At 50.9% G+C, this 13,184-nt stretch carries 14 protein-coding genes; 1 reads left to right on the forward strand and 13 read right to left on the reverse strand.

Annotated elements, in window-relative coordinates; all coding sequences use genetic code 11:
- Positions 1-39 precede the first annotated feature (39 nt).
- The 13 genes from DW947_RS13275 to DW947_RS13335 are packed head-to-tail and all read right to left on the reverse strand — an operon-like array spanning position 40 to position 11,269.
- Positions 40-1,035: an alpha/beta hydrolase gene (locus DW947_RS13275; RefSeq protein ID WP_016272586.1), complete on the reverse strand. Its 996-nt coding sequence runs from the start codon at positions 1,033-1,035 to the stop codon at positions 40-42.
- On the reverse strand, positions 1,035-1,781 hold the full coding sequence (locus DW947_RS13280) for a shikimate dehydrogenase family protein (RefSeq protein WP_016272587.1): 747 nt from the start codon (positions 1,779-1,781) through the stop codon (positions 1,035-1,037). Before DW947_RS13280 ends, DW947_RS13275 begins: the two co-directional genes overlap by 1 nt.
- Before the next feature lie 48 nt (positions 1,782-1,829).
- Positions 1,830-2,384 carry a hypothetical protein gene (locus tag DW947_RS13285; protein WP_016272588.1) on the reverse strand — a complete coding sequence of 185 codons (555 nt, stop codon included), beginning with the start codon at positions 2,382-2,384 and terminating at the stop codon, positions 1,830-1,832.
- A 31-nt stretch (positions 2,385-2,415) separates the two neighbouring features.
- A complete protein-coding gene (gene ubiE / locus DW947_RS13290; protein WP_016272589.1) occupies positions 2,416-3,153 on the reverse strand; it encodes a bifunctional demethylmenaquinone methyltransferase/2-methoxy-6-polyprenyl-1,4-benzoquinol methylase UbiE in 738 nt (245 codons plus the stop codon).
- Positions 3,154-4,095, reverse strand: a complete 942-nt coding sequence (locus tag DW947_RS13295) for a phosphoribosylaminoimidazolesuccinocarboxamide synthase (RefSeq protein WP_057282012.1) — start codon at positions 4,093-4,095, stop codon at positions 3,154-3,156.
- Positions 4,096-4,121: 26 nt separating this feature from the next.
- A complete protein-coding gene (locus tag DW947_RS13300; protein ID WP_005823681.1) occupies positions 4,122-5,123 on the reverse strand; it encodes a PhoH family protein in 1,002 nt (333 codons plus the stop codon).
- Positions 5,124-5,132: 9 nt separating this feature from the next.
- The gene (locus DW947_RS13305) at positions 5,133-5,852 is read right to left on the reverse strand and encodes a M23 family metallopeptidase (RefSeq protein ID WP_117962657.1); all 720 of its coding nucleotides are present in this window, start codon (positions 5,850-5,852) and stop codon (positions 5,133-5,135) included.
- Entirely contained in the window at positions 5,853-6,518 is a 666-nt protein-coding gene (locus DW947_RS13310; protein WP_117962659.1) for a B3/4 domain-containing protein, read from the reverse strand.
- Complete coding sequence (gene pgeF, locus DW947_RS13315) at positions 6,518-7,345, reverse strand: peptidoglycan editing factor PgeF (protein ID WP_044468572.1); 828 nt, start codon at positions 7,343-7,345, stop codon at positions 6,518-6,520. Before pgeF ends, DW947_RS13310 begins: the two co-directional genes overlap by 1 nt.
- On the reverse strand, positions 7,342-8,523 hold the full coding sequence (gene obgE, locus DW947_RS13320; RefSeq protein WP_117962661.1) for a GTPase ObgE: 1,182 nt from the start codon (positions 8,521-8,523) through the stop codon (positions 7,342-7,344). Before obgE ends, pgeF begins: the two co-directional genes overlap by 4 nt.
- Positions 8,524-8,537: 14 nt before the next feature.
- On the reverse strand, positions 8,538-9,110 hold the full coding sequence (locus DW947_RS13325; RefSeq protein WP_005823672.1) for an adenylate kinase: 573 nt from the start codon (positions 9,108-9,110) through the stop codon (positions 8,538-8,540).
- 42 nt (positions 9,111-9,152) lie between these two features.
- Positions 9,153-9,689 carry a hypoxanthine phosphoribosyltransferase gene (gene hpt / locus DW947_RS13330; protein ID WP_005835372.1) on the reverse strand — a complete coding sequence of 179 codons (537 nt, stop codon included), beginning with the start codon at positions 9,687-9,689 and terminating at the stop codon, positions 9,153-9,155.
- Between the two features lie 41 nt (positions 9,690-9,730).
- Positions 9,731-11,269 carry a peptide MFS transporter gene (locus DW947_RS13335; RefSeq protein WP_005835421.1) on the reverse strand — a complete coding sequence of 513 codons (1,539 nt, stop codon included), beginning with the start codon at positions 11,267-11,269 and terminating at the stop codon, positions 9,731-9,733.
- A gap of 389 nt (positions 11,270-11,658) precedes the next feature.
- Here DW947_RS13335 and DW947_RS13340 point away from each other — a divergent pair, with 389 nt between their 5' ends.
- Positions 11,659-13,170 (forward strand): NAD(P)H-hydrate dehydratase, encoded by a 1,512-nt coding sequence (locus tag DW947_RS13340; protein ID WP_005823666.1) that lies wholly within the window; start codon positions 11,659-11,661, stop codon positions 13,168-13,170.
- Positions 13,171-13,184 lie beyond the last annotated feature (14 nt).

A 13,184-nucleotide genomic window follows, 5' to 3' on the forward strand; every position in this document is an offset into this window, starting at 1 on the left:
CTACCAATATTTGCTGCGGCGAAGATAGGAAAAATCACGTCAATGTATGTATTTCCCTACGAATTTCTTTACATGCTCGGTGTATTCCTGCGGATAATCCTTGTAAGACATGGCATGTGTGGCACCGGGTACAATCCATAATTCTTTGGGTTCGGGCTTGGCTTCATAGAGGGGATAAACCATCCACGTCGGTACAAAGGTGTCGGCATCACCGTGGATGAAGAGCATCGGCAAAGTACATTTCTTTACTTGCTCCAGGGCAGAAGCTTCGCGGAAGTCCCACCCGTACTCCTGCCGGCAAAGCCAGCTTGCAGTATGCAGTAGGGGGAAAGCGGGCAGTCCGAACTGTTCTTTCAACTCCCCGCGAAACTCATCCCATACGCTTGTGTAACCGCAGTCTTCCACAAAACACTTGATGAATGGCTGTTGGTATTGTCCGTGTTCCACTTCGCCGGATACCATCATGGTGGTGGCGGCTCCCATGGAGATGCCGTGTACTACCATCTTTGTACTGCGGGACGCTATGCTGTCCGCATGGTTGCGTCCGAAAAGCTCATCGGCGGTCTCGGTCCATTGCAACACGTCGAGCCGGTCTTTCCAGCCCATCTGTACATGGTTCCCTTCGCTCATCCCGTGTCCGTAAAGGTCGGGCAGCAGGATGTTGAACCCCATCTCCTTGCTGTACAGATAGCCTATCATCAGCATGCGCACGGCATTATCCGTATATCCGTGTACGATGACTGCTGTTTTGAGGGTGGGGTGGGCGGCGGCAACGTAGAGTGCATGCAGCGTCTCTCCGCGGTCGTTCTCGATGTAGAAGTCCTTCAGTGCTCCTGCGGTCATCAGGCTATCCACCCAGGGGTGCAGTTCGGGATAGCGCTCGTACATGAAATCGTAGGATGCGGCTATGTTGCGGCTGCGTGAAACGAGGTCGTCCGGTTTCAGGGAATAGCCCAGCATATAGTACCCTCCGCACAACAGTACGGTGCAGAGGGCAGCCAGACCGAGAATCGAATATTTTATGGCTTTCTTCATTATTTATTCCAAATTTCCCATGCAGCAAAGGCCTGCAGCAGCAACATCTCCAGTCCGTTCTTGGTGACGGCTCCTTGTGCCTGGCCTTTCTTCATGAAGAGGGTTTCGTTTGGATTATATAACAAATCGTAGAGCAAATGGTTGGGAGTCAGTAGCTCGTAAGGAATGTTGGGGCAGAAGTCCACTTTGGGATACATGCCTACTGGGGTACAGTTGACAATCACTGTGTACTCTTGCATGATTTCCGGTGTCAGTTCCTCATAAGTGAGGTATTTATCCTCTTTCTTGGCGCGTGATACGAAGGTACTTTTTATACCCAGGTTCTCCAGCCCGCGATATACGGCTTTCGATGCGCCGCCGGTGCCCAGAATCAAGGCTTTTTTGTGATGTGGTTGCAAAAGTGGTTCTATGGATTGTGTAAATCCTATGATGTCGGAGTTGTAGCCAACCAGTTTCACTTTGCCTTTGGAAAGGCGGATAATCTTAATGACATTGACGGCGCCTATCTTGGCTGTGTCTTTGTCCAGTTCGTCCAGGTAGGGGATGACTTGCTCCTTGTAAGGGATAGTCACATTCAGTCCACAGAGGTTGGGATTTTCCTCGATAACTTCCATGAAATCCTCGATACGTGGAATTTCGAAATTTACATATTCTGCATCAATATTTTCTGCCTTGAATTTCTCATTGAAATATCCGATAGAAAAGGAATGTTTCAACGGGTAACCTATTAAACCGTATTTCTGCATAATATTTTAGTTATTGATTGAACTATATTCGTTTGTTTATGGAGTACATTATTGGTCGGAAGTAGTTGAGGAGGTGATTACCGGTTCTTTGATGATAACAAAACCTCCGAATTGCAATCCGTTGTCTTTTCCGTTCAAACAGAACTTTCTGTCGAATACGGGTTTATTTTTTGATTTCCAGATCAGTTTGCTAGAGAAGGTGATGACGTCTTGAGTACCATCGTTCCAGTCTATTATCACTTTTTCGTTATCGAATGTATCGTCGCCATTGAATTCTCCAAAAGTGAGAAAGTATTTGCCAGTTTCAAATTTCATTGTTTGCAGACCGTTGAAGTGTGCAAGGTAAGCTTTGGTTTGGCTTATTGGAACGTCCTTTTCATATATTTTTCCATTATAGATTGCCTTGATTCCTTGCTTGGCAATGTTGCCGGGAGTTTCAGGATTCAACAAATCATTACCTTGAGCATCTTGTACTGCGATATGCAGTTCGATAGGAGCAAAATCCCATATCATATCATCACTTCCCGAATCATCGCAAGCTGTGAAACCGGCAACGCAAAGGAGGGAAATAAATAATAAATAGAGGGTGTGTGTAGCTTTCATAAGGTCTCTTTTTTATATAAGTTTCTTCTTTTTATTTAGTTGCCACATAAAGTGTACATATCCCGAAAGTCAGCCGCTTGAAGTGCACTTCGCTGAAGCCTGCCTTGCGGATTACCTCCTGCATCACTTCTCCCTGCGGGAAGGCGCGAATACTTTCCGGTAGATAGGTGTAGGCGCTGTTGTCTTTCGAAATACATTTACCGAGCAGGGGGATGACAACTTTGGAGTAGATGGTGAACAACTGTTTCATCGGGAAGCGGTCTGGTGTGGAGAGCTCCAGTATGACGAGATGTCCGCCGGTCTTTAGTACGCGGCACATCTCGGACAGTCCCTTGTCCAGCCCTTCGAAGTTGCGGATGCCGAACGCTACGGTCACGGCGTCGAAGCTTTCGTCGGCAAACGAGAGGGAGGTGCAGTCCTCCCGGACAAATGAAATCTTGTTCGAGAGGTGCGCCTGCTTTACTTTTTCACGTCCCACGTTCATCATGCCTTCCGAGATGTCGGTGCCAATCAGGCTATCGGGTTGCAGTTCGCGGCATGCAAGGATGGCGAAATCGCCGGTGCCGGTAGCTACGTCCATAATATGCCGGGGGCGGAAAGGACGTAGGTACTTGATTGCTTTCCTACGCCAGCTGCGGTCGATGCCCATGGATAGGGTGTGATTCAGCTTGTCGTAGGCAGGAGCGATGTTGTCGAACATTTCTTCCACTTGTTCGCTCTTCTTGCCGTCATTACCGTAGGGCTTGATGTGTTCTTGGGGATAGTCCATTTACTTTAAATATTCGGTTACATTCTTTTCAATGCGTTCGGCAATGTTGCTGGTATCTTCCTTTACAAACTTCTCGCCGGTGATGTGTTCGTACAGTTCGATGTAGCGTTCGCTGATTGAAGTAACGATTTCGTCGGTCATTTCCGGTACCTGCTGTCCTTCCTTGCCTTGGAAACCGTTGTCCATCAGCCATTCGCGTACAAATTCCTTGGAAAGTTGTTTCTGCGGTTCGCCTTTGGCAAAACGTTCTTCGTAGCCTTCGGAGTAGAAATAACGGCTGGAGTCCGGGGTATGGATTTCGTCCATCAGATAAATCTTGCCGTCGTGCTTGCCGAATTCGTATTTGGTGTCTACCAGAATCAATCCGCGTTCCGCTGCAATCTCTGTACCGCGTTTGAAGAGAGCCATTGTGTATTTTTCCAATACGGCATATTCTTCGGGCGTGGCAAGTCCTTGTGCCAGGATTTCTTCTTTGGAGATGTCGGCATCGTGTTCGCCGATTTCGGCTTTGGTAGTCGGGGTGATGATGGGTTCGGGGAACTTCTGGTTCTCCTTCATTCCTTCGGGCAGCTTCACACCGCAGATTTCACGGACACCGCTTTTGTAAGCGCGCCATGCACTGCCGCAGAGGTAACCGCGTACAATCATTTCTACGGGGAATCCTTCACACATCACGCCTACCGTCACCATCGGGTCGGGAGTAGCCATTTTCCAGTTGGGGCAGATGTCGGTGGTGGCATCCAGGAACTTGGCTGCAATCTGGTTCAGCATTTGTCCCTTGAAAGGAATGCCTTTAGGCAATACTACGTCGAAGGCTGAGATGCGGTCGGTAGCTACCATGACCAACTTTTCACCATTGATGTTGTACACATCACGAACTTTTCCGTGGTACACGCTTTTCTGTCCGGGAAAGTTAAATTCAGTTGCTGTTAATGCTTTCATCTTTGTAATATTTACGATTTGAGAATTTACTGTTTCTGTTCAATCTTGCTATCAGCTTGTTCGGCTTTGCGTCGTTCACGCTCCGCTTTCGCTTCCTTGTCGAACTTCTCGTAGGCCTCCACAATCTGAGTTACCAACTTGTGGCGTACGATGTCTTTCTTGTTCAGCTCCACAAAACTGATGCCTTTTACGCCTTTCAGAATCTTCAGTGCCTGCACCAGACCGGAAGTCTGGGAAGAAGGCAAGTCAATCTGCGTCATGTCCCCCGTGACAATCATCTTGGTGTTCATGCCCATGCGGGTGAGGAACATCTTGATTTGCTGGGTGGTCGTGTTCTGCGCTTCATCCAGAATGACAACGGCATCGTTCAGTGTACGTCCGCGCATAAAGGCGAGAGGGGCAATCTGGATGATGTTCAGCTCCATATACTCTTTCAGCTTGGCGGCAGGTATCATGTCCTGCAGGGCGTCATAGAGTGGTTGCAGATACGGGTCTATCTTGTCCTTCATGTCGCCGGGCAGGAAACCGAGCTTTTCTCCGGCTTCTACGGCAGGGCGGCTGAGGATGATTTTCTTTATCTCCTTATTCTTTAGTGCCCGCACGGCAAGCGCGATGGCTGTATAGGTCTTTCCTGAACCGGCGGGACCGATGGCAAACAGCATGTCATTCTTGGCAAATGCCTCTACCAACTTCAGCTGGTTCTCGCTGCGCGGGATAATCGGCTTTCCGGTTACGCTGAATACAATGACATTGCCCGATTTTTCCGCTTGCGGGGCATTGCCTTTGATGATGTCTATAATGACCTCTTCTTTCAAAGAGTTGTATTCGGCACAGTATTTCTCCAGCTTGGTGATGTTCTCCTCGAATGCACACATTTCCTCCTCATCACCCAATACTTTGATGACATTGCCGCGGGCAACGATGCGAAGCTTGGGATACAAGGCCTTTATCAGCTGCATGTTGGCGTTGTTTACGCCATAAAATATTACCGGGTCAATATCTTCAAGAACAATCAGTTTTTCTATCATTGATATGTTTTAAAGTTCAATTCGTTCTTTTAGTGAAACGTTCTGCAAATGTAGTGAAACGTTTGGATACTTAAACAGTTCCATTGGGTATTTTTTTTGCAGTGGCTTCGGGTAGATTGTCGGTAATTGTTGCACGACGATGCCGTTTCCTTTTTTTGAGCATCCGATACGTTGTCGGTTCAGCGTCTGTTCCTTCATGTTGAAGATAATATTGGGGTCGAAGTGCTGCCCGTTGACGCGTGTCTCGAAGTGCAGATGCTCAGTAGAGGCGCGTCCGGTGCGTCCGGTCAGTGCGATGGGCTGTCCGGCTTTGACTGTGTCGCCACAATGTACAAGGTTTTTGAAGTTGTGGCTGTATATCGTTTCCAGTCCGAAGTCATGGCGTACGACGACGACATTGCCGTAGGCGCTATAAGGCTTGGACATCCGTACTACGCCGTTGAAGGCACTCCGTATGGTGTCTTTGGCGCAGGTCTTGATGTCTATGCCACTGTGGCGTCCCCGCCCCCGTCCGTAAGGGGAGATGACTTTTCCTCCAGGCAGGGGAAAGGAGTATTCCGTGTCCGGAATGTCCTCCAAAGGTAGCTCTATCAGTTCTCCTTGCGAAAACAGTCCCGGAGTGGCAACGCGGATATGGTTGGTTTCCATGGTGGAAAAGACCGTTTTCTTCCCTTGTGCCGTGGCACCAAGGGCTATAAGCAGGAGAGGGACAAGAATACGGATTCTCATTTATTCAAAATATTGTATAGTCCCACTGGTAGAGGAAGCATATTTCTCCAACAGTTCCAATATCATTTCGGCTGCTTCTTTCAGACCTTCCTGCCCGTTGTAGCCGTTGACAATGGCAAGGATATGGCGGGTTTCAAGTTTCATCTTGGTGCGTTCGTGGTCGCTGGTCGGGGTACCGATACCGCCTATACGGTCGCGGTAGACGGGCAGCCCTTCTATGTTCAGCATGCCGCGGCCTATACCCTCGAACGATTCCTCGGCACGTCCTATGCCCAGCTCAAGGTCGCTTCCTTGTATCTCGTCGGCATCAAATCCGCCGATAGAGTGGCCCGTACGTAGGGAGACAAGGTTGATAAGGTCTACCAACGTATCTATCTGATAGAGTTCCAATCCGCGCAGCAGTCGCCGTCTCAGTGCTTCGGCCGAGGGACGGTAGCGGCTGGGATCCTTGCCGCAACGTTTGTAGGCTTCGCGGGTGGCGGCAATGACGGGTTGGTACTTGATGCTGTCCGTGGTTTCACGGGCTCTTAGCTCTTGGGTGAAAGTTGCGATTTCCTGCCACAACCCTTCGCAATATGGGGTATTTGTCACTTCGGCAAATACGGCTGCACCGCGGAATTCGGGGCAATTCTGCTTGATTTCTTTAGAAAGTGCGATATGATACATTAATGCAATCCGTTTGAATGGGTTAACATGATTCCCGACAATATCCTTCCGGATTTGATACCCATCCGGCGTGCCGAGAAGAACTCTTCATATTGGGTAAAAGTACATATATTGGCTGTCTCCACTTGTGCGGAAGGTACTCCGAAGTCCAGCAGTTGCAGTCGGTTGGCAGCCCATAGGTCGATATGGTATTTGTGGGTGGCGGGTTTCCATTCGGAGATGTAATCCATCTGGAAACCGTTCTTGCGGAATGCTTCATAGACTTCGTCGCCTACCTCGAAGGCGGAAAGGGAGATGCCGGGGCCGATGCAGGCTATCACTTCTTTGCCCTCTGTACCATAGCGGGCACGCATCTTGTCGAGTGTGTGGCCGAGGATGTAATTCACAGTGCCGCGCCATCCGGCATGAACAGCGGCTATCACGGCATTCTTCCGGTCGTAGAGCAGGATGGGAATGCAGTCTGCCGTAGAGATACAGATGCAGTAGCCCGGTTCACGGGTTATCAGTGCATCAATGCCCTGCAACATGGAGTGGCGTTCTTCTGCTGTTGCTTGCAGGTAAGTTCCGTCAATGACAAGTGCCTTTGTCCCGTGGGTCTGAAACGGGATGACCAGTTCTTGGGGGCGTTGGGGCAGGGAAGAACATACTATTTCCTGGTTGCGGCGTACAGCTTCGGCTTCGTCTCCCGTGTAAGGTGTACAGTTGAGGAAGGCATAGTTACCTTGGCTGCATCCACCGTGGCGGGTGGTTACAAAACAAGAAATGCCGGGATATGAGGCAAGCAGCTCATATCCCAACATTTTCCTATCTTCTGTAAGAGGAATCATTTTTTATCTTCCTCCCAATCTTCTTCGTATTCAAAGTCCTCGAGGTCCTCTATGTCCTCGTCGTCGTTGACGTATTCATAGCTGAGGTCCTCGTCCTCACCCTCTTCTTTCAATTCTTCCTGCAGGTGGCTGAGGTCTTTGGCGCGGTGGGCAATGCTGTCCACTTTGCCTTCTATCTTATTGCTTTCCTTGTTCAGCTCTTCCCAAAGGATGTCTTTCAGCGTGGAGATGCCCATGCCTGCCACGGCAGAGATAAAGATATGAGGAATACCTTCGGGCAGTGTCGGCTCTATCTCGTCCATCAGTTCCTGGTCGAGCATGTCGCATTTGGTGACGGCAAGCACTCTCTGTTTGTCCAGCATTTCGGGGTTGAAAGTGCGAAGCTCGTTCAACAGGATTTCGTATTCCTTACGGATGTCGTCACTGTCGGCAGGCACCATGAACAGCAACAATGAGTTGCGCTCGATGTGGCGCAGGAAACGCAATCCTAAGCCTTTGCCGGCACTGGCTCCTTCGATGATGCCGGGAATGTCTGCCATCACAAACGATTTGCTGTCGCGATAGGACACGATGCCCAGATTGGGTTCCAGCGTTGTAAACGGATAATTGGCGATTTTGGGCTTCGCCGCAGAAACGGATGCCAGTAAAGTGGATTTTCCTGCATTGGGGAAACCTACCAGACCGACGTCTGCCAGCAGCTTCAGTTCCATGATTACCGTCAACTCCTGCATCGGTTCGCCCGGTTGTGCAAAGCGGGGAGCCTGGCGTGTGGCGGTTTTGAAGTGCCAGTTGCCCAGACCTCCGCGTCCGCCTTTCAGCAGGATGACTTCTTGTTCGTGCTCGGTGACGTCGCAGATATATTCACCCGTTTCGGCGTTGTACACCACCGTGCCGCAGGGCACTTCAATCACCTTGTCCGCTCCGTCTTTCCCGAAACTGCGGTTCTTGGAACCGGATTCTCCGTGACCTGCCAGGATGTGGCGATCGTACTTCAGATGGAGTAGCGTCCAGTAGTTGCGGTTACCCCGCAGGATGACATGGCCTCCTCGTCCTCCGTCACCTCCGTCGGGGCCTCCGTTGGGTATGTATTTCTCACGCCGCATATGCGTAGAACCTCGTCCGCCCTTTCCGGAGCGGCAATATATTTTTACGTAGTCAACAAAATTCGATTCAGCCATATTCTGTTTTATTGTTATTTCACTGCGTCAATAGCCTTGCAAACATCGGCAAAGATTTCTTCCAATACGCCGAAGCCCTGGATGTGTTGGTATTTGCCGTCCTGCTTGTACCAGTCAATCAGCGGAGCTGTCTGTGAGTGGTAAACCACCAGACGCTTCTTGATTGTCTCTTCATTGTCGTCTGCACGTCCTGATTCTTGTCCGCGCTTGATAAGGCGTTTCATCAGTTCTTCTTCGGGCACGTCGAGGTCGAGCATTACGCTGACTTCCTGTCCGCGTTCGGCGAGCATCTTCTTTAATGCTTCAGCCTGGGCGATTGTTCTGGGGAAGCCGTCGAAAATCACGCCTTTGCTATCCTTGAAGCTGTCGAATACGCTTGCCAGAATATCAATCATCAACTCATCGGGAATCAACTGGCCCTGGTCGATATAACCTTTAGCAGTCTTGCCCAGTTCTGTACCGTTTTTCATTTCAGCACGGAGCACGTCTCCGGTAGAGATGTGGTTGATGCCATACTTTTCTACAATCTTTTCACTTTGTGTTCCCTTACCTGAACCGGGAGCACCAAAAATTACAATGTTCAACATTTGCTTAGTTATTATTTAATGATTTACTATATTATGTCTGTATCAGTCTACTACAGTATAAATGTCGGGATAGTTGCGCCCGAAGCCGTCATAATCCAACCCGTAGCCCACGATGAAATCGTTCGGAATATTCATGGCCACATATTCTATGTTCAAATCAACTTTCAGCTTATCGGGTTTCACCAGTAGAGAGGCAATATGAATCTCCCTGGGACCGCGAGTGCCGAGGGTGTCCAGTAAGCGTTGCATGGTGAGTCCCGTATCTACGATATCCTCTACAATGACCACTGTACGGTCTGTGAGGTCTTCATTGATGCCTATTACTTCCTTGATTACCCCGGTAGAGGATACTCCTTGATAAGATGCCAATTTGACAAACGAAATTTCGCAGGGAATCGTGATTCGTTTCAGCAAATCGGAGGTAAACATGAACGAACCGTTCAGTACGCTGAGGAATAGAGGATTCTTTCCTGCCAGGTCGCGGTTGATTTCGTTCGCTACACGGGTTACTTCTTTCAGTATGTCCTGCTCCTTGATGGAGACTGTGAACATCTTGTCTTTTATTTGTATGGTATCCATAGATGGGATGTTTTTAGAAAGTTGCCGCAAAAATACGATTTTTATTCCACTCCATGCATCATCTTCTGTAATTTCTTTGAAAGCAGGAAGAGGATAAGCGATGCCGTGGCAGACATGACGACGAACACCATGAAGAAATCGTACATCGTCTCAATGCGATAGCCCAGTAGCGTCTTTACCTTTCCGGCTTCGGGGTAGAGCCCGCTCAGCGTGCCTGCAAACTTATTGGCAGTGGCGGTGGAGAGGTACCATATCCCCATCATCAGCGAGGCGAAGCGGATGGGCGTGAGCTTGTTCACCATGGAGAGCCCGATGGGCGAGAGGCAGATTTCGCCCATGGTATGGATGAAGTAGAGCCCCGTCAGCCAGATGAGACTCACCTTGATGCCCGGCTGAACATCTTTCACCCCAAAGCAGATGACGAGATAGCCCAGTGAAAGCAGTAGCAGGCCGATGGCTTGCTTGGTGGGCGAGGCGGGCTCCATGCCCCGTTTGCCCAGGGCGCCCCATACGCCCGGCATGATGGCGGCAAGTATCACCACAAAGAAGGGGTTGAAGGACTGAATCCAGGAGGCGGGCATTTCCCACCCCAGGATGACGCGGTCGGTCTGCTCGGAGGCGAAAAGCGTGAGCGAGGCGCCTGCCTGCTCGTAGGCCGCCCAGAAGAAAATGACGAAGAAGGCGATGATGTAGATGACGAAGATGCGGTCGCGCTCCGTCTTGGTGAGTGAGCCTTCCAGCAGGATGCTGACGGGAAACACGATGCAGGCGGTGAAGATGCCGATGCTTATCCAATCGCTCCCGAAACACCAGTAGAAGAAACCGGCAAGCGCGATGGCAAGCAGGGCGAGCAGCAGGTAGTTGCGCATGGGCCGTCCGTTGGCGTGGGCACTCTTCCGGGCGGTGTTGTCTGCCTGGGGCCGCTCCTTGCGGGCGTCGGGGATAATGCCGAGGGGCTTGCCATCGGGGCCGATGAGGTACTTGTTTTTCTGGGTTTCGAAGAGGACGACCGTCAGCACGGTGACGATGGCGGCAATGAGGAAGCCCCATCGGAAGTCGTGAGGGTTGCCCGTCTCGCCAAAATAGCCGCAGACCAGCGGGGCGAGGAAGGAACCCACGTTGACACCCATATAGAAGATGGTGTAGGCGGAATCCAGCCGTTTGTCACCCGGCTCGTAGAGCTGCCCCACCAGGGAGGAGACGGTGGGCTTGAAGCAGCCGTTGCCCAATATAAGGAAAGTCAGCCCGCCGTACATCAGCCAATGCGAAAGCTCACGCGCCTCCAGCATCGAGGCACTGGCAAACATCAGGAACTGGCCGACTGCCATCATCATGGCCCCCCAGAAGACGGAACGGCGGATGCCCCAGTATTTGTCGGCGATGTAGCCGCCGATTAAGGGTGTCAGGTACACCAGTCCGGTGTAGCTGCCGTAGATGGAGGCGGCGTGCTCCTTGTCGAAAAGGAGTGCCTGGGTGAGGAACAGAATGAAGATGGCACGCATGCCGTAGTAGCTGAAACGCTCTGCCGTGCTGGTGGCGAAGATAAGGTAAAGACCTTTCGGGTGTCGGGATGTACTCATTGAATATGCTTTTATTGTTTTGGCTTTTATTATATGTTGAGGGTACAAAATTAGTCATTATTTTGCGTAAGTTAATGGGTATAATTAGAAACTTGCCGACAAGCCTGCGGGAACTTGCCGACAAGCTTGTGCAAACTTATCCGTAAGCCTACGCAAACTTAAAACAGAATTTCTGTTTCTGTAAATAAAGCTTTTGTTTATAGAAATAGAGCTTTTGTTTCTAAGAATAAAGGCTTTGTTCTAAGAATCCTTTGCATTGAAGACAACTTTTCCTTACGGAGCAGATATTTTTTCCCGGGGGGCAAAGCAACTTGATAAAAAACGTCTTCTCTTTGTACAGTTGAAATCAAAGCCCTATCTTTGCTCTACGATTTTAAGATAATCCTATTATGAAGATATTTCCTACTACAAGCATCAAGCAACTGGATGCAGATACCATAGAGAATGAACCGATTGCCTCCATCGACTTGATGGAACGTGCCTCACGCGCATTGGCCCGTGCCATTGCCGAGCGTTGGGAGCCGGACACGCCGCTCACCGTTTTTGCCGGACCGGGGAACAACGGTGGCGATGCGCTTGCCCTGGCGCGACTGCTGGCCGGGAAGGGCTACCGGCTCGAGGTGTATCTCTTCAATACGAAAGGGACGCTTTCGCCGGACTGCGAGACGAACAAGGAGCGGCTGGCCGACGTGCCGGGTGTGGACTTCCACGAAGTGACCACCCAGTTTGTACCTCCCGTGCTGACGGCAGACCATGTGGTGATAGACGGTCTCTTCGGCAGCGGTTTGAACAAGGCTCTGAGCGGCGGTTTTGCAGCCGTAGTGAAGTACATCAACGCTTCGCCCGCCACGGTGGTGTCCATCGATATCCCATCGGGACTGATGGGTGAGGACAATACCTACAACGTACATACGAATATCGTCCGTGCCCATCTGACGCTGAGCCTGCAATTGCCGAAACTGGCATTTCTCTTTGCCGAGAACGAGCCGTATGTGGGCGAATGGCAGTTACTGGACATCGGACTCAGCGAGGATGTCATCCATGACATGGAAACGGACTTCTGCCTGCTGGAGCATGAAGATGTGTCTGCCCTGCTGAAGCCGCGCAGCCGGTTTGCCCATAAGGGGAACTTCGGCCGTGCACTGCTGATAGCCGGTTCGCAGGGAATGGCGGGAGCTTCGGTGCTGGCTGCGCGTGCTTGTCTGCGTTCGGGGGTGGGGCTGCTGACGGTGCATGTGCCGTTCTGCAACAACTTCATTGTGCAGACTTCCGTGCCCGAAGCCATGACGGAGCTGGACATCAGCGACACCTGCTTTGCCGCCGCTACTGATACGGACGATTACCAGGCCGTGGCGATAGGTCCGGGACTGGGAAAGGCGGCAGAGACCGAGGCGGCTCTGCTGGAGCAGATAGAGATATGCCAGACTCCGATGGTGGTGGATGCTGATGCCCTGAACTTGCTGGGCGAGAAGCGTAACTATATAGGGCGTCTGCCCAAAGGGAGTATTCTGACTCCGCACCCCAAGGAACTGGAGCGTCTTGTAGGCAAATGCCAGAATTCGTACGAACGCCTGATGAAGGCTCGCGAGCTGGCGAAGAGCGCCGGAGTGCATATCATCTTGAAAGGCGCTTATTCTGCCATTGTCACTCCTGCCGGGAAATGTTTTTTCAACCCTACCGGCAATCCGGGTATGGCAACGGGAGGCAGCGGTGATGTGCTGACGGGAGTGGTGCTTGCCTTGCTTGCCCAAGGCTATGAGCCGGAGAAGGCTGCCTGCCTGGCCACGTATGTGCACGGACTGGCGGGAGATGTTGCCTGCAAGAAGCAGGGGGCAGTGGGGATGACGGTGGGGGATATAGTTGCCTGCCTGCCGCTAGCGTGGAAGATGCTGGAAGAATAAGGAGAGAAGTGTAA

It is taken from the genome of Bacteroides sp. AM44-19 (genome assembly GCF_003603395.1).
Taxonomy (GTDB): Bacteria; Bacteroidota; Bacteroidia; order Bacteroidales; family Bacteroidaceae; genus Bacteroides; species Bacteroides uniformis.

Coding starts and splice junctions, on each gene's coding strand:
- DW947_RS13275 (WP_016272586.1), bottom strand. CDS start 1,035: ATGAAGAAAGCCATAAAATATTCGATTCTCGGTCTGGCTGCCCTCTGC.
- DW947_RS13280 (WP_016272587.1), bottom strand. CDS start 1,781: ATGCAGAAATACGGTTTAATAGGTTACCCGTTGAAACATTCCTTTTCT.
- DW947_RS13285 (WP_016272588.1), bottom strand. CDS start 2,384: ATGAAAGCTACACACACCCTCTATTTATTATTTATTTCCCTCCTTTGC.
- ubiE (WP_016272589.1), bottom strand. CDS start 3,153: ATGGACTATCCCCAAGAACACATCAAGCCCTACGGTAATGACGGCAAG.
- DW947_RS13295 (WP_057282012.1), bottom strand. CDS start 4,095: ATGAAAGCATTAACAGCAACTGAATTTAACTTTCCCGGACAGAAAAGC.
- DW947_RS13300 (WP_005823681.1), bottom strand. CDS start 5,123: ATGATAGAAAAACTGATTGTTCTTGAAGATATTGACCCGGTAATATTT.
- DW947_RS13305 (WP_117962657.1), bottom strand. CDS start 5,852: ATGAGAATCCGTATTCTTGTCCCTCTCCTGCTTATAGCCCTTGGTGCC.
- DW947_RS13310 (WP_117962659.1), bottom strand. CDS start 6,518: ATGTATCATATCGCACTTTCTAAAGAAATCAAGCAGAATTGCCCCGAA.
- pgeF (WP_044468572.1), bottom strand. CDS start 7,345: ATGATTCCTCTTACAGAAGATAGGAAAATGTTGGGATATGAGCTGCTT.
- obgE (WP_117962661.1), bottom strand. CDS start 8,523: ATGGCTGAATCGAATTTTGTTGACTACGTAAAAATATATTGCCGCTCC.
- DW947_RS13325 (WP_005823672.1), bottom strand. CDS start 9,110: ATGTTGAACATTGTAATTTTTGGTGCTCCCGGTTCAGGTAAGGGAACA.
- hpt (WP_005835372.1), bottom strand. CDS start 9,689: ATGGATACCATACAAATAAAAGACAAGATGTTCACAGTCTCCATCAAG.
- DW947_RS13335 (WP_005835421.1), bottom strand. CDS start 11,269: ATGAGTACATCCCGACACCCGAAAGGTCTTTACCTTATCTTCGCCACC.
- DW947_RS13340 (WP_005823666.1), top strand. CDS start 11,659: ATGAAGATATTTCCTACTACAAGCATCAAGCAACTGGATGCAGATACC.